The following is a 23,167-nucleotide window of genomic DNA, read 5'->3' as shown; positions in this document are numbered from 1 at the left end:
ATTGATTCAACCCTGACACCGGTGTCATAATGTCGACGTTTTATCATTTTGTTGTCAAAACGTATTGGCTGCCCATTTAGTTGGGCAGCATTTTTTTATACTAGAGTAACTGCTTTGGGGTGATAGCTCAAAGTTTATCTCATGGCGATGGCAAGACCATTGAAATTACAATAATAAGCTCGGTTATAGCTAAGTATCTAAACCGCTTAGACAAAAGAGAAAACACGATGAACTCCAAGCCAAATTCACAATTCGATCCTATCTTAGTGGCCGACATCGGCGGCACGAATGCCCGTTTTGCGTTAATTACTGCCTTTAACTTAGAAAAAAAACAATTCGTTATTGAGCACAATATTACCTTTCCAAGCGCCAACTTTGGTTCGTTGCAAGGTGCATTAACGCATTATTTGTCGCAAGTTAGCCATATTCAACCTCGTCGCGCGTGTTTAGCCGTAGCAGGACCAATAAAAGCTGGCCAAGTACATTTGACTAATTTAGGTTGGCATTTTAGCGTTGCAGAAGTAAAAGCTGAATTTGATTTAGCACAACTTGAAGTGATCAACGATTTTGCCGCCTTTGCCTATGCGGCGCCATATTTAGATCCGCAACAAAACATTGCAGTTAAAGCCGGACAAGCCGATACTGATGCAAATATTGCAGTAATGGGCCCAGGCACAGGTTTTGGTGCAGCGTGTTTAGTACGTACAACACAAGCTAGTGCAGTTTTGAGCTGCGAAGCCGGGCATATTACTCTGGCGTCAGTGAATGACCTAGATACTCAATTGATCACTCAGTTACGTAAGCAATTACCGCATGTATCGGTAGAAACTGTGTTTTCAGGGCCTGGTATTGCGCATTTGTATCAAGCAATGGCTGCTGTAAAAGGCGTAGATGCAAAAAATTTAACGGCTGCGCAAATTAGCGAATTAGCCAATAGTGGTGAATGTGAGATTTGCGATGCGACCTTAAACCAATTTTGTGATTGGATTGGCAGTGTAGCAGGGGATCTCGCGCTGGCCTTTGGTGCGCTGGGTGGCATGTATATTGGTGGCGGTATTTTACCGCGAATGCAAGCTCGTTTACTTGCGGGTCGTTTTGTTGAGCGTTTTAGTGCTAAAGGGATCATGTCGCAATATGTGAGCCAAATACCCGTGACGCTCGTCACACAAGATAATATTCCACTTATTGGTGCTGCGGCCTGTTTGCACGTCAATGAGCAATCATAATACATCGCTCATAGGGATGTTATTGGGAAGGTTGGATGAAGAAAGTTACTATAAATAGTGTTGCAAGTTATGCCGGGGTGTCTAAAAAAACCGTTTCACGTGTTTTGAATAATGAGCCTAATGTGAGCGATGCAACCCGTGAAAAAGTGCTCAAAGTATTTAAAGAGCTCGATTACACACCTAACCCTATTGCGCGTGGTTTGGCACAGAATCGTAGCTTTATTATTGGTTGTATTTACGATAACCCGAGTAAAAGTTATATCACACGGGTACAAACTGGTGCGCTTGCAGCGTGCCAAGAAAACAACTACAACTTGTTGATACATCCGTGTGATTTACGTGGCGATGCGTTGATCAGTAACATCGAACATTTACTTCAATCTTCTCGCCTTGATGGCTTGGTATTAACACCGCCGTTTTCTGATTTTCAGGTGTTGGTTGATTTTCTTAAAAGTAAAAAAATTCCTTACGCACGTGTTGCATCTGCTGTACTTGAAGATGATTCGATTTCAGTTCGTAGTAACGATGAGCAAGGGGCTTTTGAGATCACTGAGCACTTAATTAACTTGGGTCATAAGGCCATTGCTTTCATTAAAGGTCACCCTGATCACAGTGCCACTGAACAACGTTTTAAAGGTTACCGCCGTGCATTGAGCACCCATGGAATAGAGTTTAATGAACGCTTGGTTGAAGAGGGTAACTTTAGTTATCACTCGGGTGTAGACAGTGCGCGTAGCATTTTAGATTTAACACCACGGCCAACTGCGGTTTTTGCATCAAACGATTACATGGCCGCTGCGGTGCTTAAATTGGCAACACAGCGCCAATTAAAAGTACCCGATGATATTTCGATTGCGGGTTTTGATAACGCCCCAATTGCACGCCATATTTGGCCTGGCCTGACAACGATTGCACAGCCCGTTGAGGAGATGACTCAGCAAGCGGTTAATAAACTTATTGAGCATATTGGCGTTCCACAAGAGCAGCCATACCAAGTGACGCTTGAAGCGCGTTTGATCACTCGTGAGTCCACCGCACAAGTTAAATAGCCTTCATGTGTGAATAAACCTTTTTTCACAGTTGCCCGAGTTTGAGTGACGCTTACTCGGGCATTTTTTTGCTCTTTTTTCAGCGCTTAGTTTCCTCAGTAAATAATTTAATAAACTTTGCTAATATGTTCGTTAGCTTGATTGAATAGGCAAATTTATTTTTAGCTACGCAGTGGTCATTTGTTTAACTGCCGCAATACACTTTCATTATCTATGATCTTTAAAATATCCGTTTAATATCAATTGCTTACATTATGTTTATCGACGCTGTTTTAGTTCTAGCAAAAACAGCTCATCGGTAAAAATACACGAACACTTTAAAAATTAATTGTGGTCATTATTTGGTCATTTAAAATAATTAAACTAAATTTATAGGATAAGGTTGACACCGGTGTCACAGTCGTGCGTTAATACAGTGACACCGGTGTCAGGTTGATTGTGAGAGACAACTTGGCAACGTATACCTTTGAACGGGTAAATCAAAGATGCTCAGTGCAAGTTCATTCGTGGAGTATGCACTTGCCACTGAGCCTTTATCCTCTAACCATAGAGATGAGTCGAATTTTATGTTGCATCCTCGTATTCAAGAAGTCACCGAACGCGTTATCGAACGCAGTAAAGCTACTCGCCAAGCCTATTTAGAACGCATGAATCATGCAAAAAAACAAACAAGAGTTCGTTCTGGTTTAGGTTGCGGTAATATTGCCCACGTAATGGCTGCCTGCAGCAGCGATGATAAAGCACGTTTAAAAGCTGATGAGCAGCCAAATTTAGCAATTATCAATTCATACAACGATATGCTATCTGCGCACGTGCCTTACAAAGATTATCCAGATTTAATTAAAGACATTGCTACTAAATATGATGCCACGGCCCAAGTAGCCGGTGGTGTACCAGCGATGTGTGATGGTGTTACCCAAGGCCGTGATGGCATGGAATTATCGCTTTTTTCTCGAGATGTTATTGCTATGTCTACGGCAATTTCGTTATCACACGATGTGTTTGATGGCGTATTCTGTTTAGGCGTGTGTGACAAAATTGTCCCTGGTTTATTAATTGGCGCATTATCATTTGGTCATTTACCGGTTGCGTTTTTACCAGCAGGGCCAATGCAATCAGGTATTCCTAATAAAGAAAAAGCGCGAGTTCGTCAAAAGTTTGCCCAAGGTTTAGTAAGCCGTGAGGAACTTTTAGAGGCTGAAAGTGCGTCTTATCACAGTGCCGGTACCTGTACTTTTTACGGTACTGCAAACTCAAACCAAATGCTTATGGAAATAATGGGCTTACACCTTCCTGGTAGCTCGTTTATTAACCCATACACTGAGTTACGTGATGGTTTAACCGGTAATGCGGTAGAAACCATGCTTAAACAGCTGATCCAAAGTAAAGATGCGAATTGTTTAGCAGATGTCGTAACTGAAAAAACCATTATTAATGGTTTAGTTGGTTTACTTTCAACGGGTGGCTCTACTAACCATGCTATCCACTTGGTTGCTATTGCTAAAGCAGCAGGTATTGAGCTGACGTGGAAAGACATGTCGGATTTATCAGAAGTGGTGCCATTACTTACACGTATTTACCCTAACGGCTCGGCAGATGTTAATCATTTCCAAGCAGCTGGTGGTATGGGCTTTTTAATGAAGCAACTGGTTGGTGCTGGTTTCTTACATAATGACGTTAAAACTATTGTTGGTGAAGGTCTTGAAGCATATACCCAAGAGCCTCGTTTAGATACTGATAATAACTTGATCATCACTGATTCAAACGGCCCAAGTAAAGTTAAGTGGGTGCCGTGTCCTGAAAAGTCATTAGATGAAGAAGTACTTCGTCCAATAGATAATCCATTCAGCAAGCAAGGCGGCTTACAGTTACTTACAGGTAATTTAGGTAAGGCAGTGATCAAAGTGTCAGCTGTTGCAATCGAACACCAAGTGGTAACAGCACCTGCAAAAGTATTTAGTTCACAAAGTGCATTGCAAGAAGCGTATACACGTGGTGAGTTAAACCAAGATTTCATTGCGGTACTAAAAGAGCAAGGCCCGAAAGCCAAAGGCATGCCTGAGTTACATAAGCTAACGCCAGTGATGGCAACCTTACAAGATGAAGGTTTTAAAGTCGCCATTGTGACTGACGGTCGTATGTCAGGCGCTTCAGGTAAAGTACCTGCAGCAATTCACTTAGCGCCAGAGGCGGTTGAAGGTGGCATTATCGCTAAAATCCATGAAGGTGATTTAGTTACGCTTGATGCGCCAGCAGGTATTTTAAAATTACACGTAAGTGATGAAGAATTAGCAAAGCGTGAATTACAACTTAGCGTACCTAGCTTAACGTTTGGCACAGGCCGTGAGTTGTTCACCGGATTTAGAAACATTGTTAGTAGCGCAGACTTAGGCGCTAGTGCGTTTGGAATAGAATAATAATTAGCCATTCACAGGGTAATGAGGACATACAATGAGCATAGAAAAAATCTTAGCATCGGCACCGGTCGTGCCAGTGGTGGTGATTGATAATTTAGAAGATGCCGCGCCGCTTGCAAGAGCACTTTATAACGGTGGCTTAAAAGCGTTAGAAATTACACTGCGCACGCCAATTGCTGCAGCAGCCGTAAAACTAATGAAAGCCGAAGTACCAGAGGCTTATGTAGGCACAGGTACCGTTGTTGATAAAGCAAGCTTTGAGGCTTCGGTTGCGGCAGGTGCTGACTTTATGGTCAGCCCAGGTGTAAATGATGAGCTGTTAGCTCTTGCTAAAGAGACTGATATTCCATTTTTACCAGGTGCCGCGACGCCTAGTGAAGTGATGAAGTTAGCAAGTCATGGTTTTAAGTTTTTAAAGTTCTTCCCAGCCGAAGCTGCGGGTGGCACTGCAATGCTTAAATCGATAGGCGGGCCATTACCGCAGGTTACGTTTTGTCCAACTGGCGGTATTAGCTTAGCAACTGCACCGAGCTACTTAGCACTGAGTAATGTGATCTGTGTTGGTGGTACTTGGATGCTCGATAAAAAATTGATTGAAAACAAAGACTGGCAAGCCATTGAAGCGCTTGCTCGCCAAGCAAGTGAAATTAAATAATTAAGGGGAGTTTTTAAATGATTAATGTAGCAATTAATGGCTATGGCCGTATCGGTCGCAATGTATTACGCGCGCTTTATGAGTCTGCACAAAATAACGAGATCAAAATTGTGGCAATTAACGATTTAGCACCCGCTAATGTTAATGCTCATTTAACACAATATGATTCAGTGCATGGTCAATTTTCTCATAAAGTAACGCTTGCTGATAACACTATGTTGATTGGTGACGACGTTATTACTCTTACCCAAGAGCGTGATCCTGCTAACCTACCATGGAAAGCATTAAACGTTGATATCGTTTTAGAATGTACGGGTTTTTTCACAAAGCGCGAAGATGCAGCTAAGCACATTACAGCAGGCGCGAAAAAAGTAATCGTATCAGCCCCTGGTACTGATTTAGATGCAACGGTTGTACATGGCGTAAATGACGGCGTGATCAATGCAGACAGTAACATTATTTCAAATGCGTCATGTACGACTAACTGTTTAGCCCCAATTGCAAAGGCAATTAACGATACAGTTGGTATCGAGCAAGGTAGCATGACGACTATTCATGCTTACACAAATGACCAAAACTTGTCAGATGTGTATCACCCAGATCTATACCGTGCGCGTAGTGCAACACAGTCTATGATCCCAACTAAAACAGGTGCTGCAGCAGCCGTTGGTTTAGTATTACCAGAGCTTGCGGGTAAACTTGACGGTATGTCAGTGCGTGTACCGACAATTAACGTATCGTTAGTTGATTTTACCTTTATCACTAAGCGTGATACAACAACTGAAGAAATCAACGAAATAATGAAAGCTGCATCAGTTGGCTCAATGAAAGAAATCTTAGAATACAACGAGCTACCGCTTGTTTCTATCGACTTCAATCATAACCCAGCGTCGTCAATCTTTGATGGCACGCAAACTAAAGCTAATGGCAAACTTGTTAAAGTAATGGCTTGGTATGATAACGAATGGGGTTTCTCAAACCGCTTGTTAGACCAAGTTAAGACACTCGGTCAGTATTTATAATTAAGCATGTAAAAGTTTAGCTTTATCCAACAAAGCCGCGACTATCGCGGCTTTTTTGTTTTCAGTTAATTGAAATGTGAGCTAGGAGGGGGGAATTCTCAACCCTAAAAAATCTATAAGGCTATTTTTTCCATAACTTAAAAAGAATTCGACATACTAAAACTGGAAATACACTTACGAGTCCATAAAACATAGCTTGCCTAGTATCAGCTGAAGATGAAAGCCAGTGATAGGTCATAGCAATAAATATAAATAGATAGATAAGTAAATTAACGAGTTTATTCATTTTTATTATCGCAAACATTTTTAATTTGTGCTGAAATTTTGGTTAACTCTTTTATAACTTTTGATGTATTCGCAGGTTCGATATTTGTCGATATAATTGTTTTCAAAAAATAATTATTCAAGTTGCTATTGATTTCGATTAAAAATAAATCGAAAGTATCGCTTTGCTGAAATACCGCTTTTATTATCCTTTGGTGTCCATGTAATGTTTTTATATCAGTCATAACTTCAGTCTGATAAAAAAGCATATCCTCTAACGTGTTTTTTTGATATGAATTTAAGATGCTTTTGTAGATTGATACTGGCTTATTACTAAGATCAATATCACTTTCCAAAAGCCTATTTTCTCTTAATAGCCAAATGCTCAAATTATAGGATGTATTTTCTGAAGTTATTTGTTCAGAATATAAAGGTGCTTTGTGAGATGTGTAATTGCATTTAGCATATACATTATCGAGATAAAAAATGCTAAGAAATAAAGCTATTAGGATTCTTACATTCATTTTACTGGATTTTTCTCTTCTGCCTTTAAACAAGACAGATAATTTAAGTAAATAAAAATAACCACTAACGAACTAAAAAATACAATGTCTTCTTGGAGCTTATTCATTGTAAAGTTCCACCCTAGAAGCATCAATAAGGTTATACAAAGTGTTAAGAGTATGTGAACAGTAAAAACTTTCATAATTAAGGTTGAATAGTTATTGTTCTGATTGAACTTCGACGTTGAATTTCATTATTTACTTTTGATAACTCTGATTTATTAAATAATACAGTACCCCAAATGACGAGAGTAACGACTCCACCTTTGGTCACTTTTCTATTACTCCAAAGCTTTGTTAATAAATCCTTCCCACTTAAAGCTGAGGCGCCAACACCAATATATGATGCAAAGTTATCAACTTGGCTATGAAAATACTGATCAGCTATAAGTTCTTCAGTTGTAAAAGACCATATGCCCCAATCTTTATTAACGAATGTAGGCTCAACAGCTATTGATATTAGCTTCGCTTTTAACGCCCATTTGGTACGGACCTAATTAAAGTCATTGCTTCTATTTTTTGATGGCGATCTAAGTGCCTATAAAGAATTGCACCACATATAGCTTCAACTTCATTTTGACCACCATCTTTGACTAAGGAGAAAGGTATTTTAATTATATTTGACAGTATTCTGAGTTGCTCATTTAAGTTGTTTGGTAAATCGTATGGAAGATTATTAATAGAAAATGATGAAGACATTTTTATTCCTTTAAAAATTTAAGATAAAAATGGTACTTAATAATGCATGTTGGGTCAATAGCCAAATTCAATTTTAAAACAATGGCTCTACTTTTTGTACAAAATATCCGAAGGGTAGGAATTAAAGAGTAGTTTCGATTTGCAAGGGAAAATAATCTTAGGGTTTTTAGCATTTAGTAATGAATATGCTATTCTAGCGAAAAATTGAAAAAGGATAATTCAATGCTTAGTCATTTACCCCGTCGCGTATTTCGCACCAATCACTTGCAAATTGGTGAAGGAAATATTAGCGGTTATATTGCCTGCTTTTTAGCCATACTGTCTTGTTTAGGTGTACTTGCTTTTCATTTCCCAGAGTACCTTACCACCCCAGAATTAAGACAAAATTATAGCGTCGAGTTTTTACGGCAACTGATGTTTGCTGCATTGTTATTAGCAGGTAGTTTGGGGTTACTTAACTTTGTGCGTAATAAAAATAAACGCTTAGGTGCGACGGCATGGTTTTTTATTGTGCTTGCTATTGTATTTGGTGGCCCAAATGTTGAGGTCAATGACTTTGCCGATAACACGCCTTATATCGGCTTAGACTGGTTTATCTTAGATTTATTAGGCTCAACCTTGATATTTATCCTCATTGAAAAGCTGTTACCGCACCGCAAACAGCAAAAAATATTACGCAGTGAATGGCGCGGTGATTTAAACCACTTTTTCGTTAACCATTTGATTATTGGCTTTGTGCTGTTAGTAACCAATCATTTTGTACACTATGGTTTTGGTTGGGCGGTATCGAGCACCGTACAAGGCTATATCAATCAATTGCCGTTTATTTTGCAAGTGCTGTTAATTATTTTAGTGGCTGATTTGATGCAGTATTTTGTGCATCGGGCTTACCATGAGGTGCCTTTTTTATGGCGTTTTCATGGCATACACCACAGTGCCAAAGAAATGGACTGGTTAGCTGGATCGCGCCAGCATATTTTAGAAATATTAGTTACGCGTAGCTTAGTGTTAACACCTATTTTTGTATTGGGCTTTTCGCAGCAAGTGATCAGCTTATATGTGATCATCGTGGGTTTTCAGGCGGTATTTAACCATGCCAATGTACAGGTGAGATTTGGCTGGTTGAAGTATTTATTAGTGACGCCGCAGTTTCATCATTGGCATCATTCATCAGATAAAGCCGCCATTGACCGAAACTATGCTGCGCATTTCTCATTTTTAGATTACGTATTTGGCACTGCTGTTAAAGGCCAAAAAGAGTGGCCTGAAGCCTACGGCGTAGTGGGAGACTACGTACCAACGGGTATGTTAAAGCAGCAACTATTTCCGTTTAAAAAACAAAAGTAGCTTATTTTAAGTCCCATTTTCGTGATAAATCACGACCTACAGTTGGCTCGGTGTTTAGTTGTAGGTTGGGCTTTAGCCCAAAGTACGACCTAAAGGGTAAGGTCGTGCTTTAAACTAGCAAACGTGGGACGTTGTGTTATATTTGCATTCATACACTGGCGCGCAAGTGTTATTAACTGTGTTTTATCGCTGGTATCATCAGCGCACACACTCAATAAATCATCAATTAAACAGCCTATTGCTCTAACTTCAATGCGTTGCATTTGCAGGCGCTGATAGTCAGTCAGTGAGTCTAAGTTTGTCGCTGCACCAAAGTCACCAAACAGAACTGTGCATGCATTGTTTATCATGGTGTTGTGTGCATATACATCGCCATGACTGACATTATTGGCATGTAAGTGGGCAAGGGTGCTCACCATCTGCTTAGCAATGTGTTTAATGGCCTGAGCAGTAAACTGGGTATGCTCGGCAAAGGTATCGCGAGTGCAGGTTTCAAGTGATGGCGGTAAGCCAAGATTCTGATAGTCTTTGTTAATAAGCTCCATTACAAGGCCAAGTTGGGCTGGGTTATCGATGTAAGCAAGTACCTTGATAAGGTTACTATGAACGCCTGCTTGCAAGCAGCAGTTTACTTCATCAAGCGGATAACCATCACTGGTGATCGCGCCTTTAAAAAGTTTTAACGCTACTTCTTGCCCTTGCCAGTTCGCTAAATGAATAATCCCTGAGGCACCTTCACCAATTTGCTCAATAAGAGAAAATTCACCGAGTTGTACTTTCGCTAATGCTACATTATGTAAGCTCTGTGCTCTATTAAAGTCATTGCCCGCAAAGGCCAGCCAGCTGAGCTTTGGTAACTCAAACAACCAATCATCAATATGAGTTAAGTTATTTGCAGATAAACGCACGAGTTCAAGCGCTTGGCACTGCTGCATGCTGTTTGGCAATGTTGTGAGCTGGTTACCAGCAAGGGCCAGTTTACGCAGTTGGGTAAGCTCACCGAAGGACTCTGGCAATTGTTCAAGTTGGTTGTCGGTTAAGATCAACCATTGTGTTGTGATGGGTAAACAATGCTCGGCAAATTTGCTGATTTGATTGCCTTTAAAAGCAATCATAATAAGGGCGGGGCATTTTGCTAATACAGGTGGAATATGCACAAACTGATTGAATGATAAAAACACCCGCTTTAACTTTGTTAAACAGGCAAATTCGTCGGGCAAATCAGATAAGTTATTATTTGATAAATCGAGTACTTCAAGGGTATCTGCCAGGGTAAAAATTTCGTCAGGAAAGGTGCTGAGATGTTCAACAAGTTGTAGGCGTTTCGCCCCGATTAATTGGCCACTGCGAAGCTGTTCAAGGGTATTCAAAATTCAATTCCGTTTTTTTATGTTTTAAAAATTAAAAAGGCCAATCGAGTTGGCCTTTTTCAAGTATTAATAAATACAATTAAAACTGTGCGTTATGGTACACGTTTTGTACGTCGTCACAATCTTCTAGCATGGCTAAAAAGCGTTCCATCACTTCAACGTCTTCGCCTGCAATAGGGGCTGCAATTTGTGGCACAAATGAGATCAAATCTTCATCGAATTCAGTGATACCCATTTCCTCAAGTGCGGTACGGGTGTTGTTGTATTCAGTGTGTGGTGCAAATACGGTTACTTTACCTGCTTCTACTTCTACGTCAGTTACATCTACGTCAGCCATCATTAGGGCTTCGAGTACCGCTTCGTCATCGTCACCATCAAATACAAAAATTGCAAGGTGATCAAATAAATGAGAGACCGAGTTTTGCGCACCAATTTTAGCATTTGCTTTGGTAAAACAAACACGAACATCCGCAAAGGTACGTTTGTTGTTATCGGTTAAGCAATCAACAATAATCATACAGTTACCAGGGCCATAGCCTTCGTAACGTGTTGCTGAATAATCTTCACCACCGCCGCCTTTGGCTTTATCGATTGCGCGGTCAATAACGTGTGCAGGTACTTGGTCTTTCTTTGCACGCTCAATTAAGCGACGTAGTGATAGGTTTCCATCAGGATCAACACCGCCATTTTTAGCGCAAATATAAATTTCTTTACCGTACTTTGAGTAAACTTTAGTTTTAGCACCCGCAGTTTTAGCCATTGAATCTTTTTTGTTTTGGTAAGCTCTTCCCATCTGCGTTTCGCCTTAAATATTTTTAAAAGTGTAAATTTTGTAGTGCCGTATTCTATACCCAAGTCGCTTGGAAATACAGAATTCAGTGGGATTAAAGTTGTTTTGAGTGAGCAAGTAGCGCAAAAAATATAACCCGCAGTTGCGGGTTATATTTTAAATCGGGATGTATAGGGCTATTACCAAATTCGTACGCGTTGATCTTCTGGTAGATACAAAGCGTCACCTGGTTGAACATTGAATGCTTTGTACCAGGCATCGTGGTTACGTGGTGCTTGCGCTCTAAAACGACCTGGCGCATGGGTGCCGCCGCGCAGCTGATTTAGCATACTTTGTTCAGTGCGTTTTTCTTTCCACACTTGTGCCCATGCTAAGAAGAAGCGTTGATCGCCAGTCAGGCCATCAATAATAGGGGCTTCTTTGTCATTTAGGCTTAGCTTATAAGCATGATAAGCCATAGATAAGCCACCTACATCACCGATGTTTTCGCCTAAGCTATTACGGCCATTAACGAAGTTACCTTCAATTGGTTCATATTTACTGTATTGCTCAGCAAGTTGGCCGGCTTTAGCATCAAAGGCAGCGCGATCTGAGTCAGTCCACCAGTTGCGCTGTACACCGTTGGCATCTGATTTAGAACCTTGGTCATCAAAACCGTGACCCATTTCATGACCTATTACTGCACCTATACCGCCGTAGTTTACAGCTGCATCTGCATTAGGATCGAAAAACGGTGGTTGTAAAATAGCGGCAGGAAACACAATTTCGTTAAACGAACTGTTGTAGTAAGCATTAACGCGCTGTGGTGTCATACCCCATCGGTTGCGATCTGTTTTTTCAAGCTCTTTAGCAACACTGTCGGCTTGGAAGAATTCGCGGGTATTTCTAATATTAGCCATCAAATCGTTTTTGCTAATTGTTAAACCATCAAATGATTGCCATACATCTGGGTAGCCAATTTTTGGCACAAACGCGGCTAATTTAGCACGGGCGTTGACTTTAGTTTCAGCGCCCATCCAATCTAGATTATCAATACGTTCACCAAGCGCGGTGCGCAGGTTTTCAACCAATTCTGACATTTGTTGTTTTGATGATTCAGGGAAGTAGCGTGCTACATACACTTTACCAATCGCGAAACCCAATGAATCGGTGCTCGACATTTGGCTAATTGCACGCTTCCAACGAGGGCGTGGCTCTTGTTGACCATTAAGCTCTTTACCGTAAAACGCGAAATTAGTATTAAATACATCTTCAGAGAGTAGCTCTGCATTAGAGCTTAGTGCGTGATAGGTTAAGTAGTCTTTCCAAACTGCTAGGTCTTCTTGATTGATAAGCTCAATCATTGCTTTGATCGGCTCAGGCTGAGAAACGTTGAGCTGCGGTACTTTATAACCTGTTTGCGCAAAGTATAGATCCCAGTTAAAACCTGGGTAAGTGCTGTTTAATTCACTGCGTTTAATTTGGTTTAAGGTTAGGTCGCGGTTACGGCGTTTTTCGCGAGGCCAATGACCTTGTGCAATTTTAGTCTCAAGGGCTAAAATTGCTTGTGCACGTTTAGTGGTGTTGTCTACACCTGCTAGTTCAAGCATTTGAGCGATATGTGCAACGTATGCGTTACGGGTTTTTTCAAAGCGCTCTGAATCTTCAAGGTAGTATGAACGATCGGGTAAACCTAACCCCCCTGCGCCTAAAGACATTTCATATTTATTGGGGTCAAGGCGATTAAACCACATGCCGCCGCCAATCGGTGAATTAACACCGTTAAGCCAGGCTTGACCAAACAATTTAGTGAGGTCATCGGTTGATGACACGTCATTGATCTCAGTCAATAATGGTTTGATCGGTGCTACACCTAGCTTATTGAGTGTTTCGGTGTCCATGTAGGCGTTGTAAAAATCAGCAATCAGTTGCTCTTCTGCATTTAAATCATCACGTGCAGCAATTTCTTCAATAATTTCTTTAACGCGCTCTTCACTGCGCTCAGCTAATCCAGAAAATGCACCATAGCGGGTTTTGTCAGCTGGCATCACGTAGTTATCATACCAAGTACCACTGGCGTACATAAAAAAGTCATCGCCGGGTTTTACTGCTTCATTACGGGCCGTTAAATCTACGCCAAAGCTACCTAGCTCAGGTTTTTCTGCGGGTGCAGTTGTTGCTTCAACGGCTGTTTTAGGTGCGGTTGTTTCGGTTGTTTCAGGCTTTGAACAGCCTGCTAAAAATGTGGCAGCGAGTGTGGCTGCAATCAGTGTTTTTTTCATTGGATTACCCTGAATGTTATTTTTATCATACGTTTTTATAATTCTCACTTTGATTGTTATAGATAACGCAAAGCGAGACAAACTTTTTGAGGTGAATAACCTAACCACCCGATAAAGCTGTGTTAACAATTAAAGTAACGGAGTACGCGATAGTTATCAATTTTTTGCTTGCGTTTGTTGTAACTGCCACATCCGTGCATATTCGCCATCTAAGGCTAAAAGTTGCGTATGGCTACCTTGTTCAACAAGCTCTCCGGCTTGCATAACAAGGATAGTATCGGCATCGGTAATGGTTGATAAGCGGTGCGCAATCACAAGGCTGGTATGGTTATTGGCAACTTCGCGCATGGCGTTTAAAATTGCCTGCTCGGAGTGAGAGTCGAGTGCAGAGGTTGCTTCATCAAAAATTAAAATAGGTGACTTTTTCAAGATAGCGCGAGCGATGGCAATACGCTGTTTTTCACCACCAGAGACTTTTAAGCCGCGTTCACCAACAAGGGTTTGATCGCCTTTATCAAGACTGCTAATAAAAGGGGTTAAATGGGCCATTTCAATCGCGTGATCAATTTCTGCGGCGGTTGCGTCAGGGCGACCATAGGCAATATTTTCCCGTATGCTGGTATTAAAAAGCACGGTGTCTTGAGGGACAATGGCAATTGCTTGGCGCAAGCTGTGTAAAGTGATATTGCGTATATCTTGGCCGTCAATACAAATTGCCCCACTGTTAATATCATAAAAACGATATAACAAGCGGGCTAGGGTGCTTTTACCGGCACCACTGGCACCTACAACGGCTACTTTGCTACCGGCTTTAATGGTAAAGCTCAGTTGTTTGAGAATAGCCCGCGAGCTGTGATAGCCAAAATTAACGTTTTTAAATTCTATATTCGCGTTTTGTATAGTGAGCTGCTGCGCATTTTCTTTATCTGTAATGAGTGGCTTGCGGGTTAATAGACCAAGCATATTTTCCAGATCAGTGAGGGCGCGGCGAATTTCTCGATACACAAAGCCTAAAAAGTTAAGCGGCAAAAATAGCTGGATCATGTAAGCGTTGATCATCACCAGTTCACCAATGCTGAGTTCACCGGAGACGACATCTAAGGTCGCTAACCACATTAATGCGGTGATCGCTGTGGCAATGATCAAGGCTTGACCGGAGTTGAGTGCTAATAAAGATAGCCGATTTTTTAGTCGTGCTTGCTCCCAGGTGGCTAAAAATGAATCGTAACTGTTAGCTTCATACATTTCATTATTAAAATATTTAACGGTTTCGTAGTTTAGTAAGCTGTCAATTGCACGGCTATTGCTGTTGTTGTCAGCTTGATTTGCTTCACGAATGAAGCGATTACGCCATTGCGTGACAATAACCGTAAAGGCGATATAAAGAATCACAGCAATAAGCGTGACCAAGGCAAACCAAGGCGAAAAAAGCGTAGCGAATATGACTGCGACAATTAAAATTTCAAATAACGTTGGGATAATATTAAACATTAAAAAGCGCATTAAAAAACTTAAACCTTGGGTACCGCGTTCAATATCACGGCTAATGCCGCCAGTTTGTCTATCTAAATGAAAGCTCAGCTCAAGTGCATGCAAATGTTTAAATACTTTTAGGCCAATATGGCGCATGGCATGCTCTGTTACCCGGCCAAATAAAGCATCACGTAGTTCGCCAAAAAACACTCCAGCAAAGCGCAGTCCCCCATATAAAAGTAACAGCGCGACCGGGACGATCAATATTGTCTGGAGATTGCCATCAACGGCATCAATAATTTCTTTCAGTGCCCAGGGCATCAGCAAGGTTGCACCTTTTGCGGCAATAAGTGCAAGTACGGCTAATAAGACCCGACCTTTAAATACCATTAAATATGGCCAAAGTGTTTTAACACTTTGTTTTAAGTTCATGGCATCATGATGTTTTATTGCTTCTTGTTTACCCATACCGCGCATATTTTCTCTAACTCTATTAAGTCTGTATTAAACTTTTTTTAGTAGCCTAGAGTATAAACTTTAACAGTGTGTATCTAGGGCTATACTAGTAACAGCACATAGTACAGTTTAGGCAGCTTAAGACAATGTTTTACAGTGGTTAATTAAACTCAGTTTTTAACACAGAAGGGAAAGCAGATGAAAACTATCGGATACGCAGCACACCAAGCTAATACGCCATTAGAGCCATTCCATTTTGAAAGACGCGATTTACGCGATGTAGATGTTGCGATTGAAATATTATATTGCGGTGTTTGTCACTCAGATCTTCATACAGTCAATAATGATTGGGGCGGCACTAGTTACCCAATTTTACCTGGTCATGAAATTGTTGGTCGCGTGATTGAAGTCGGTAAGGGAGTAAGTAAATATAAAATAGGTGACACAGTTGCCGTCGGCTGTATGGTAGACAGTTGTTTAAATTGCGATCAATGCCATAAAGGTGAAGAACAGTTTTGCAGAGAAGGGATGGTTGGTACCTACTCAGGAAAAGACAGAGTGACGGGCGAGGCAACCAAAGGTGGTTATGCAAAACACATAGTGGTTCGTGAAGAGTTTGTTTTAAATGTACCAGATTCTTTAGATACAGCCGCGTGTGCGCCAATTCTCTGTGCGGGTATTACAACGTATTCACCGCTTCGTACTTTTAATGTTGGACCTGGAAGTCGAGTGGGTGTTATAGGGTTAGGTGGTTTAGGTCATATGGCGATTAAGATAGCTGCGGCAATGGGAGCTCGTGTGACGGCTATAAGTCGAAGTGCAGATAAGAAAGATCAAGCATTTGAATACGGCGCGGAAAACTTTTTGGTTTCTAAAGATGAAAAGGCGATGCGAGATTATAGTAATCAACTTGATGTAATCATTAATACCATTCCAGTTAAGCATGACTTTACGCCATACTTACCGCTTTTAGATATTGATGGTACGCAAGTGTTGGTTGGCCAAGTGGGTGAAATGGCAGAGTCAAATTCAGTGCCATTATTATTGGGTCGTCGTCGCGTCGCGGGCTCGTTAATTGGTGGTATTGCGCAAACACAAGAAATCCTCGATTTTTGTGCGCTGCATAATATTCTCCCAGAAGTTGAAATGATTAAAATGGATGGAATTAATCAAGCGTTTGAGCGCCTAAAAGAAGGCGATTTATCTCACCGCTATGTGATTGACATGTCATCATTGACAGTTGATTAATTTAAATCCGTGCTTGTTTAGCCGCAGGTAATAAGCTTGCGGCTTTTTTTTATCGTAAATTAGCTATTGAAATAGTATGATTCAGCCTCATTAATAAGTTAGTTCACTTTTTTGATAATAAAATGATTCGCTTTCGCTTAGTCCTTACCGTATTACTGATGTTTGCTGCACTTTTTAGTGTGCAGGCAACGGCTGCTAGTAGCAAGCAGACGATTCAGTCACAGTCGAGCGTATTGGTTGGAGCTGAGGTTTTTTCGCAGTTAATTGATTTAAATTCAAAAGTCATTCATACACCTGTATCGACTCACTTATCTGTGAGTAAACAAGTCGCTATGTTAGCTGCAGATCAACAACCGCAAGGTGCTGGTTTTGAATCATTGCAGCCACGTTTAACGGCAAGCAACTCCTCATTATTTTTGTATCATAGTCAAGTAGAGCCAAATTATGCGGCTATATTTGAGTTTTTTGTGCCAAGCCTCGCGCGGCAACTCTTTTTGCAACCTCTTGAACCACCAACACGATTACCTTGGTTTGTGTCTTATGATGGGAAAAAGTCACGTTTGAGTGGGTGGAAAGACGCTAATTTGCAGTATCGGGCAGTCCTTACCTACCACAGTTAATTCTTCCAGTTAATTTTTCGGTGTTTTAGTGATTTCGCTAAAGCAGTAAATAACTGCGCCTATCTGGCGTGAAGCCTATGCTTTGCTAGGCTTAAGGAAGAAGTATGTTAAAAAAATCATCAAAAAAACCGCTGTTGCAGCGTTTTAAAATAAGCTATATGGCGATGCTTGTAGCGCTGATATTATTGGCTATCAGTGCCTTACCAAATTTATATCCTGCAAAATCGTGGTTGCATGTTACACCGCAACAGCCATCACACGCTGAGTTATTAGCAATTGATACGCAAAAAAATGTCATTGATTTTTTAAATCAACACGGTTTTAGTGTTGAGCAATCTATGCAAGCGTCTCAATCGCTATCTTCATTAAATGTGTTATTACAGGAGCCCACCAAAAGCGCTGCAGCTCAACAAGCATTAAAAAATGAGTTTACCCAGCTGAATGTAAAAATAGTGACTCATCAGACAAGTCCTGACTGGCTACAAAATCTAGGGCTTGCGCCTATAAAGCTGGGGTTAGATCTTAATGGTGGCGTGCTGTTTGTATTGGATGTTGATTTAGTTAAAGCACAACAAGAGCAACTTAATAGTGCTTATGAGCAAACAAAAACGATAATTCGTGATGAGAAAGCCAGAGGAGTTCGTCTACAGCAAAATGCACAGGGGTTCGAATTACATGCATTACCAGCTGCTAAAGATGAACTGCTTGCAGTACAAGCGCAGGTATTAACGCGTTTTGAACGTTTAAGCGCGACTGAGCATTCGCAAGGTAAATTAACAACAGTGGCATTTAGTTTTAGTGAACACGGCAGCAGCGAATTTGATAAAGAACTGATGAGCCAAACCTTGACGACTCTGCGTGGCCGTATTGAAGAATTAGGTATCACGGAAGCGGTAACCCAGCGCCAAGGTAAGCAACGTATTCGGATTGAATTGCCCGGAGTACAAGATCCTAGTGAAGCAAAACGGATCATTGGTGCAACGGCATCACTTGATTTTTATCAACTCAAAGAATATGGCGGTAAAGCGTTTACGCTGCAAAATGGCGGAACAATCAACCTAGATCCAATCGCTATTTTTTCAGGCCAACACATTAATAATGCTCACTCAGGGCGGGATGAGTGGGGTAAACCATTAGTACAGCTCAGTCTTGATAGCCAAGGTGGCGAAGCCATGTCGGCGTTCTCAAAACGTAATATCGGTAAACCAATGGCCACGGTGTATTCTGAGTATTACAAAAATAGCCAAGGGAATGTGGTTAAAAAAAGTGAAGTGATCAATGTGGCTAATATTGCCCAACACTTGAGCAGTCAATTTAGTATTACTAATATGCAAAGTCCGCAAGCGGCGCAAGATTTAGCGCTATTATTGCGTGCAGGGTCACTAACTGCGCCGGTAATCATAGTGCAAGAGCAAACCATTGGGCCAAGCTTAGGGGCCGATAATATTAATAATGGCTTAGCTGCTTTAATGTTAGGTATGGGGATCACATTAGCGTTTATGGCTTTGTGGTATCGCCGTTTAGGCTTAGTGGCGAATATTGCCTTATTACTGAATTTGACCGCTTTGGTTGGGTTAATGTCGCTGTTGCCTGGTGTGGTCCTCACTTTGCCAGGAATAGCAGGTTTGGTACTGACGATTGGTATGGCTGTTGATACCAATGTTATTATTTTCGAACGTATCAAAGAGGAGCGACGTAAAGGTCGCGCGCCATATCAAGCAATAGAGCAGGGCTATCAACAAGCTTTCAGCACTATATTTGATGCCAATATTACCACTATGATCACCGCTATTATTTTATACGGTATTGGTTATGGGCCAATTAAAGGTTTTGCAATTACGCTTGCTTTGGGACTGATAACCAGTGTGTTTACCGGTGTTTATGTATCGAAGGCATTGAGCCAAACGTTGTACTTAAAATTGGCAAATAAACGAGGAGTAACCGCATGAATAAAGCAACTGAGAAAATGAGCACAGCAACGCGGTTACGTTTATCAGGCTTGGTATTGTCTATTTTATTAGTGGCTTTCTCTGTCATAGGGATTGCTACCAAAGGATTAAATTTTGGCCTTGATTTTACTGGCGGATATTTAACCGAGTTTACTACCTCAGTGCCGATCAGTAAGGTTGAACTAGCCGCTAAAATTAGTGACTATCATGCTGGTCATTTTATCTTGAGTGCACAATCTAGCCAACATTTTCAGCTAAGAGAAGCAGAGCAAGCGAATAATTCTGATTGGTTATCTGCACTTACGCAAGATGAAACGCTAGGTGCTGACGTTGTGTCATCTTCTTATCTAGGCTCACAAGTGGGGGATGAGTTATTTGAGCAAGGGTGCTTAGCATTATTTGCGGCAATGATTGCTGTGATGATTTACTTAGCCTTGCGGTTTGAATGGCGTTTAGCATTGGGTGCTGTTATTGCTTTAATGCATGACGTGATTGTTGTGGTTGGTTTATTTGCATGGCTTCAGCTTGATTTTAACTTAACGGTGTTAGCGAGTTTGTTAGCAATTATTGGTTATTCCTTGAATGATTCAATTATTGTTGGTGACAGAGTGCGTGAGCTACTACGTTTAGATACTAAAAAACAACAAGCCAGTGTCAATACAGTGATAGACGAATCGATTAAAAGCACCTTGACCCGTACTTTGATCACCTCTGGAACTACACTTGCGACGGTCGCAAGCGTTTGGTTATTGGCAGGTGCGCCATTACAGGGCTTTGCGATCGCTTTATTTGTGGGGATCGTGGTGGGTACTTTGTCATCAATTTGTATTGCTGCAACGTTACCGCAACTACTGGGTTTAAGACATGAGAACTATCACATTAAAATTGATGAACAGAGTCAAGCGTTAATGGATATGCCGTAACTGACAATAAAACAAAAATGCCGCGATAGTCGCGGCATTTTATTGTATAAGTTAATTTGTTAACTTAAATTAATCGTCACTACTTCAGCTATTTCATCGTCGCTAAGCACAGGTTGTTTTGGGATATCTGGTTTATCAAGCGCAATATCACCACCATCTATCACTGCACCGGTTGTTAAGTTGGCGAAATCAAACAATTCATTATCTGCTAAGTGTGATGGCACCACATTTTGCATTGCTGTAAAAATACTCTCAATACGACCTGGGTGGTCAATATCCCACTGAGCAAGCATCGCTTTGGTATGTTTTCGCTGTAAATTTTCTTGTGAGCCACACAGGTTACACGGAATGATAGGGTAGGCTTGACTAATAGCGTATTGCGCAATATCAGTTTCTTTACAGTAAGCTAATGGACGAATGACCATGTGCTCACCGTTATCACTCATTAATTTAGCGGGCATGCTTTTTAGTTTGCCACCGTAAAACATGTTTAGGAACAGTGTTTCAATCATATCGTCACGATGATGGCCTAAGGCAATTTTGGTTGCACCCATTTCATTTGCGGTACGGTATAGAATGCCGCGACGTAATCGTGAACAGAGCGAACAAGTGGTTTTACCTTCAGGGATGATATCGGTAACAATACTGTAGGTATCTTCTTCGACAATTTTGTATTCAATATTCTGTGTGTCTAAATATTCAGGTAACACATGCTCAGGAAAGCCAGGTTGTTTTTGATCTAGGTTAACAGCAAAAAGCTCAAACTTGATGGGGGCAACACGTTGTAAATGTTGCAGCATATCTAATAGAGTATAACTGTCTTTGCCACCGGATAAGCAGACCATGATGCGATCGCCTTCTTCAATCATATTGAAGTCCATCACTGCTTGACCAGTTTGGCGACGTAAGCGCTTTTGTAACTTATTGAAGTTAAATTGAGCTTTGGCTTGAACAGAATGCGACATTACGGCCCCTTGAATACTATGCGTAAAATAAAGGGGCGTATTATATGCTGAAAAATCTAATCAACAAAGCTTATTTAGTTTTTCGCAAGTGGACTGACGTAGCCATCGGGTTTTAGTGCTAATACATCGCAGTCTAAACTGTCGATAACATGCTCAGCAGTGTTCCCCACTAATGCAGCGCTTAAGCCGGTACGGCCAACGGTACCAATGACAACAAGTTCACTGTTAAGGCGTTTAGCGACATCCGGTATCACATCCTCCGGTAGCCCCTCTTCAATAACACAGTTTTGCTGACTAATTTTATGTTTCGCGGCTAACTCTTGGGTTGATTCAATATGGTGTTTTTTAACCGATTCATTGTAAACACTCGGATTAAACTCTGGAATTTCAATTGCAATATTTACCGGTGTTGCAGGGTAGGCGTTGACCAGACTTAAACTGGCGTTGGCAAGTTCACATAAAAACTGCGCGTCTTTAATAATACGATGATTTAAATCAAGGTGTTGTTGGTTCTCACTAACGGCATTAACAGCCGCTAATATATTTCCTTGTGCAGGCCATGCTTGATCTTTGACTAACAAGACAGGCGCTGGACATTTGCGAATTAAGTGCCAGTCTGTTGGCGTAAAAATGACTGATTTCAGAGTGTCGTGCTGGTGGGTGCCTTTGACGACTAAATCAAACTGATTGTTGATGACGGTATCGATGATCGCCTCGTAGGCACGATTGTGCCACACTACTTGACTTTGAATTTTGATCTCTGGGTATAGTGCCAAAATGTCATCAAGCCATAATTGACGGTCTTTCACGACGGCGTTACGCATTGCTTCACGCTCATCACCAGAGAGCATTGTGGTCATTTCATAGGAAAAATCATAAATGCTCATGAAAGCGGTGATACTGGCACCGGATTTTTTAGCAAGTTCAATAGAGCGGGATAAACCATGCTGCGAGTCAGCAGTTGGATCGATAATAGCGAGGATCTGTTTGATACTGTTCATAAGCTGCTCCTTTAACTACATTCTATGTCTAGATAATACTTACAGTGTAACGTATTTCATCAGTAGTTAAAGTAACAGCAAAGCAGATGTTGCGCTAGATCAAGTTATTTTGGGTGAATGGCCGCGGCGGCAGATAAACCGTCACTATCTAAAATAGTAATAAATTTACCTTCGACTTTTATTAAATTCGCTTTTTGAAAGCGACTTAATAAACGACTAATTGTTTCAACTGTTAAGCCAAGGTAATTACCAATTTCACCACGCGTCATGGTAAAGCGAAATTCTTTACGGGAAAAGCCACGCTCACCAAAGCGATTAGATAAATTAAAAATAAAACTGGCTAAACGTTCTTCAGCGGATTTCTTATTCAGTGACAGTAACATTTCTTGATCATTGTTAATTTCACTGCTCATCAAACGCATAATTTGTTGGCGTAGCTTGGGTAATTTGCCAGACAATTCATCTAATGTGTCAAATGGGATTTCACACACCATTGATGTTTCAAGTGCTTGAGAAAAGCTTTGATGAGTCATCTTATTTATTGCATCAAAACCAATTAAATCACCTGCTAAGTGAAAGCCAGTGATTTGCTCGTCACCTTGTTCAGAGAGAGTGTATGATTTAAATGAACCAGAACGAACTGCAAAAATAGCGTTTAATGGCGCACCCGACTCAAACAGGAAATCACCTTTATGTAATGGCTTTTTACGCTCGATGATTTCATCGAGTTTATCCATTTCTTGACCATTGAGGGTGAAGGGCAAACATAATTGGCTAATACTGCAGTCGTTGCAGCTGATAGTGCAATTGTTTTTAGCTGTGTTGTGTGATAAATCCATTAGTTCAGTCCATAAAATGATGTCACATTA

Annotated in this window: 19 protein-coding genes; 10 read left to right on the top strand and 9 right to left on the bottom strand. The window is 41.0% G+C overall.

Going from position 1 to position 23,167, the window contains the following annotated elements:
- Positions 1 to 227 precede the first annotated feature (227 nt).
- The 5 genes from glk (at position 228) to gap (ending at position 6,369) form a co-directional block, all read left to right on the top strand.
- Positions 228 to 1,226, top strand: coding sequence for a glucokinase (gene glk / locus NDQ71_RS04605; RefSeq protein ID WP_301562328.1), 999 nt, complete (start codon positions 228 to 230; stop codon positions 1,224 to 1,226).
- A gap of 35 nt (positions 1,227 to 1,261) precedes the next feature.
- Positions 1,262 to 2,275: a LacI family DNA-binding transcriptional regulator gene (locus NDQ71_RS04600; protein WP_301562327.1), complete on the top strand. Its 1,014-nt coding sequence runs from the start codon at positions 1,262 to 1,264 to the stop codon at positions 2,273 to 2,275.
- Positions 2,276 to 2,841: 566 nt separating this feature from the next.
- Entirely contained in the window at positions 2,842 to 4,692 is a 1,851-nt protein-coding gene (edd, locus tag NDQ71_RS04595) for a phosphogluconate dehydratase (RefSeq protein ID WP_301562650.1), read from the top strand.
- A 34-nt stretch (positions 4,693 to 4,726) separates the two neighbouring features.
- Positions 4,727 to 5,347, top strand: coding sequence for a bifunctional 4-hydroxy-2-oxoglutarate aldolase/2-dehydro-3-deoxy-phosphogluconate aldolase (gene eda, locus NDQ71_RS04590; RefSeq protein ID WP_064667122.1), 621 nt, complete (start codon positions 4,727 to 4,729; stop codon positions 5,345 to 5,347).
- 17 nt (positions 5,348 to 5,364) lie between these two features.
- On the top strand, positions 5,365 to 6,369 hold the full coding sequence (gene gap / locus NDQ71_RS04585) for a type I glyceraldehyde-3-phosphate dehydrogenase (RefSeq protein ID WP_192541369.1): 1,005 nt from the start codon (positions 5,365 to 5,367) through the stop codon (positions 6,367 to 6,369).
- 278 nt (positions 6,370 to 6,647) lie between these two features.
- Here gap and NDQ71_RS04580 read toward each other — a convergent pair whose 3' ends face one another.
- Together NDQ71_RS04580 and NDQ71_RS04575 are read right to left on the bottom strand one after the other, a co-directional pair.
- Positions 6,648 to 7,190, bottom strand: a complete 543-nt coding sequence (locus NDQ71_RS04580; protein WP_301562326.1) for a hypothetical protein — start codon at positions 7,188 to 7,190, stop codon at positions 6,648 to 6,650.
- A 477-nt stretch (positions 7,191 to 7,667) separates the two neighbouring features.
- The gene (locus NDQ71_RS04575) at positions 7,668 to 7,895 is read right to left on the bottom strand and encodes a hypothetical protein (protein ID WP_192541371.1); all 228 of its coding nucleotides are present in this window, start codon (positions 7,893 to 7,895) and stop codon (positions 7,668 to 7,670) included.
- Between the two features lie 222 nt (positions 7,896 to 8,117).
- Here NDQ71_RS04575 and NDQ71_RS04570 point away from each other — a divergent pair, with 222 nt between their 5' ends.
- A complete protein-coding gene (locus NDQ71_RS04570; RefSeq protein ID WP_192541372.1) occupies positions 8,118 to 9,242 on the top strand; it encodes a sterol desaturase family protein in 1,125 nt (374 codons plus the stop codon).
- 89 nt (positions 9,243 to 9,331) lie between these two features.
- Here the strand turns inward: NDQ71_RS04570 and NDQ71_RS04565 are convergent, their stop codons facing one another.
- From NDQ71_RS04565 to NDQ71_RS04550, 4 genes are all read right to left on the bottom strand, one after another.
- Entirely contained in the window at positions 9,332 to 10,612 is a 1,281-nt protein-coding gene (locus NDQ71_RS04565) for a leucine-rich repeat-containing protein kinase family protein (protein ID WP_192541373.1), read from the bottom strand.
- A gap of 79 nt (positions 10,613 to 10,691) precedes the next feature.
- Positions 10,692 to 11,405 (bottom strand): YebC/PmpR family DNA-binding transcriptional regulator, encoded by a 714-nt coding sequence (locus NDQ71_RS04560; protein ID WP_064667118.1) that lies wholly within the window; start codon positions 11,403 to 11,405, stop codon positions 10,692 to 10,694.
- A 176-nt stretch (positions 11,406 to 11,581) separates the two neighbouring features.
- A complete protein-coding gene (locus NDQ71_RS04555; protein ID WP_192541374.1) occupies positions 11,582 to 13,663 on the bottom strand; it encodes a M13 family metallopeptidase in 2,082 nt (693 codons plus the stop codon).
- Positions 13,664 to 13,819: 156 nt separating this feature from the next.
- The gene (locus NDQ71_RS04550; protein ID WP_225736555.1) at positions 13,820 to 15,613 is read right to left on the bottom strand and encodes an ABC transporter ATP-binding protein/permease; all 1,794 of its coding nucleotides are present in this window, start codon (positions 15,611 to 15,613) and stop codon (positions 13,820 to 13,822) included.
- 177 nt (positions 15,614 to 15,790) lie between these two features.
- On the opposite strand from NDQ71_RS04550, the gene NDQ71_RS04545 reads away from it, so the two are divergent.
- The 4 genes from NDQ71_RS04545 to secF all read left to right on the top strand — a co-directional run bounded on the left by NDQ71_RS04545 (position 15,791) and on the right by secF (position 20,332).
- Positions 15,791 to 16,840, top strand: a complete 1,050-nt coding sequence (locus NDQ71_RS04545) for an NAD(P)-dependent alcohol dehydrogenase (RefSeq protein ID WP_192541375.1) — start codon at positions 15,791 to 15,793, stop codon at positions 16,838 to 16,840.
- A gap of 122 nt (positions 16,841 to 16,962) precedes the next feature.
- A complete protein-coding gene (locus NDQ71_RS04540) occupies positions 16,963 to 17,460 on the top strand; it encodes a hypothetical protein (protein ID WP_064667115.1) in 498 nt (165 codons plus the stop codon).
- A 104-nt stretch (positions 17,461 to 17,564) separates the two neighbouring features.
- Complete coding sequence (secD, locus tag NDQ71_RS04535; protein WP_192541376.1) at positions 17,565 to 19,409, top strand: protein translocase subunit SecD; 1,845 nt, start codon at positions 17,565 to 17,567, stop codon at positions 19,407 to 19,409.
- Positions 19,406 to 20,332, top strand: a complete 927-nt coding sequence (gene secF, locus NDQ71_RS04530; protein WP_192541377.1) for a protein translocase subunit SecF — start codon at positions 19,406 to 19,408, stop codon at positions 20,330 to 20,332. Before secD ends, secF begins: the two co-directional genes overlap by 4 nt.
- A gap of 59 nt (positions 20,333 to 20,391) precedes the next feature.
- On the opposite strand, the gene ttcA is transcribed toward secF, so the two are convergent.
- The 3 genes from ttcA to NDQ71_RS04515 all read right to left on the bottom strand — a co-directional run bounded on the left by ttcA (position 20,392) and on the right by NDQ71_RS04515 (position 23,137).
- Positions 20,392 to 21,297: a tRNA 2-thiocytidine(32) synthetase TtcA gene (gene ttcA, locus NDQ71_RS04525; protein ID WP_192541378.1), complete on the bottom strand. Its 906-nt coding sequence runs from the start codon at positions 21,295 to 21,297 to the stop codon at positions 20,392 to 20,394.
- Between the two features lie 74 nt (positions 21,298 to 21,371).
- Positions 21,372 to 22,298 (bottom strand): universal stress protein UspE, encoded by a 927-nt coding sequence (gene uspE / locus NDQ71_RS04520; protein ID WP_192541379.1) that lies wholly within the window; start codon positions 22,296 to 22,298, stop codon positions 21,372 to 21,374.
- 104 nt (positions 22,299 to 22,402) lie between these two features.
- A complete protein-coding gene (locus NDQ71_RS04515; protein WP_192541380.1) occupies positions 22,403 to 23,137 on the bottom strand; it encodes an FNR family transcription factor in 735 nt (244 codons plus the stop codon).
- Positions 23,138 to 23,167 lie beyond the last annotated feature (30 nt).

The organism is Pseudoalteromonas sp. KG3, assembly GCF_030436385.1.
In the GTDB taxonomy this organism is placed as follows: domain Bacteria; phylum Pseudomonadota; class Gammaproteobacteria; order Enterobacterales; family Alteromonadaceae; genus Pseudoalteromonas; species Pseudoalteromonas prydzensis.
This window is presented reverse-complemented; position numbering and strand designations above follow the sequence as displayed.

Bases quoted from the DNA above. Each gene is read 5' to 3' on its own strand.
- glk (WP_301562328.1), top strand. From the start codon at position 228: ATGAACTCCAAGCCAAATTCACAATTCGATCCTATCTTAGTGGCCGAC.
- NDQ71_RS04600 (WP_301562327.1), top strand. From the start codon at position 1,262: ATGAAGAAAGTTACTATAAATAGTGTTGCAAGTTATGCCGGGGTGTCT.
- edd (WP_301562650.1), top strand. From the start codon at position 2,842: ATGTTGCATCCTCGTATTCAAGAAGTCACCGAACGCGTTATCGAACGC.
- eda (WP_064667122.1), top strand. From the start codon at position 4,727: ATGAGCATAGAAAAAATCTTAGCATCGGCACCGGTCGTGCCAGTGGTG.
- gap (WP_192541369.1), top strand. From the start codon at position 5,365: ATGATTAATGTAGCAATTAATGGCTATGGCCGTATCGGTCGCAATGTA.
- NDQ71_RS04575 (WP_192541371.1), bottom strand. From the start codon at position 7,895: ATGTCTTCATCATTTTCTATTAATAATCTTCCATACGATTTACCAAAC.
- NDQ71_RS04570 (WP_192541372.1), top strand. From the start codon at position 8,118: ATGCTTAGTCATTTACCCCGTCGCGTATTTCGCACCAATCACTTGCAA.
- NDQ71_RS04560 (WP_064667118.1), bottom strand. From the start codon at position 11,405: ATGGGAAGAGCTTACCAAAACAAAAAAGATTCAATGGCTAAAACTGCG.
- NDQ71_RS04555 (WP_192541374.1), bottom strand. From the start codon at position 13,663: ATGAAAAAAACACTGATTGCAGCCACACTCGCTGCCACATTTTTAGCA.
- NDQ71_RS04550 (WP_225736555.1), bottom strand. From the start codon at position 15,613: ATGCGCGGTATGGGTAAACAAGAAGCAATAAAACATCATGATGCCATG.
- NDQ71_RS04545 (WP_192541375.1), top strand. From the start codon at position 15,791: ATGAAAACTATCGGATACGCAGCACACCAAGCTAATACGCCATTAGAG.
- NDQ71_RS04540 (WP_064667115.1), top strand. From the start codon at position 16,963: ATGATTCGCTTTCGCTTAGTCCTTACCGTATTACTGATGTTTGCTGCA.
- secD (WP_192541376.1), top strand. From the start codon at position 17,565: ATGTTAAAAAAATCATCAAAAAAACCGCTGTTGCAGCGTTTTAAAATA.
- secF (WP_192541377.1), top strand. From the start codon at position 19,406: ATGAATAAAGCAACTGAGAAAATGAGCACAGCAACGCGGTTACGTTTA.
- ttcA (WP_192541378.1), bottom strand. From the start codon at position 21,297: ATGTCGCATTCTGTTCAAGCCAAAGCTCAATTTAACTTCAATAAGTTA.
- uspE (WP_192541379.1), bottom strand. From the start codon at position 22,298: ATGAACAGTATCAAACAGATCCTCGCTATTATCGATCCAACTGCTGAC.
- NDQ71_RS04515 (WP_192541380.1), bottom strand. From the start codon at position 23,137: ATGGATTTATCACACAACACAGCTAAAAACAATTGCACTATCAGCTGC.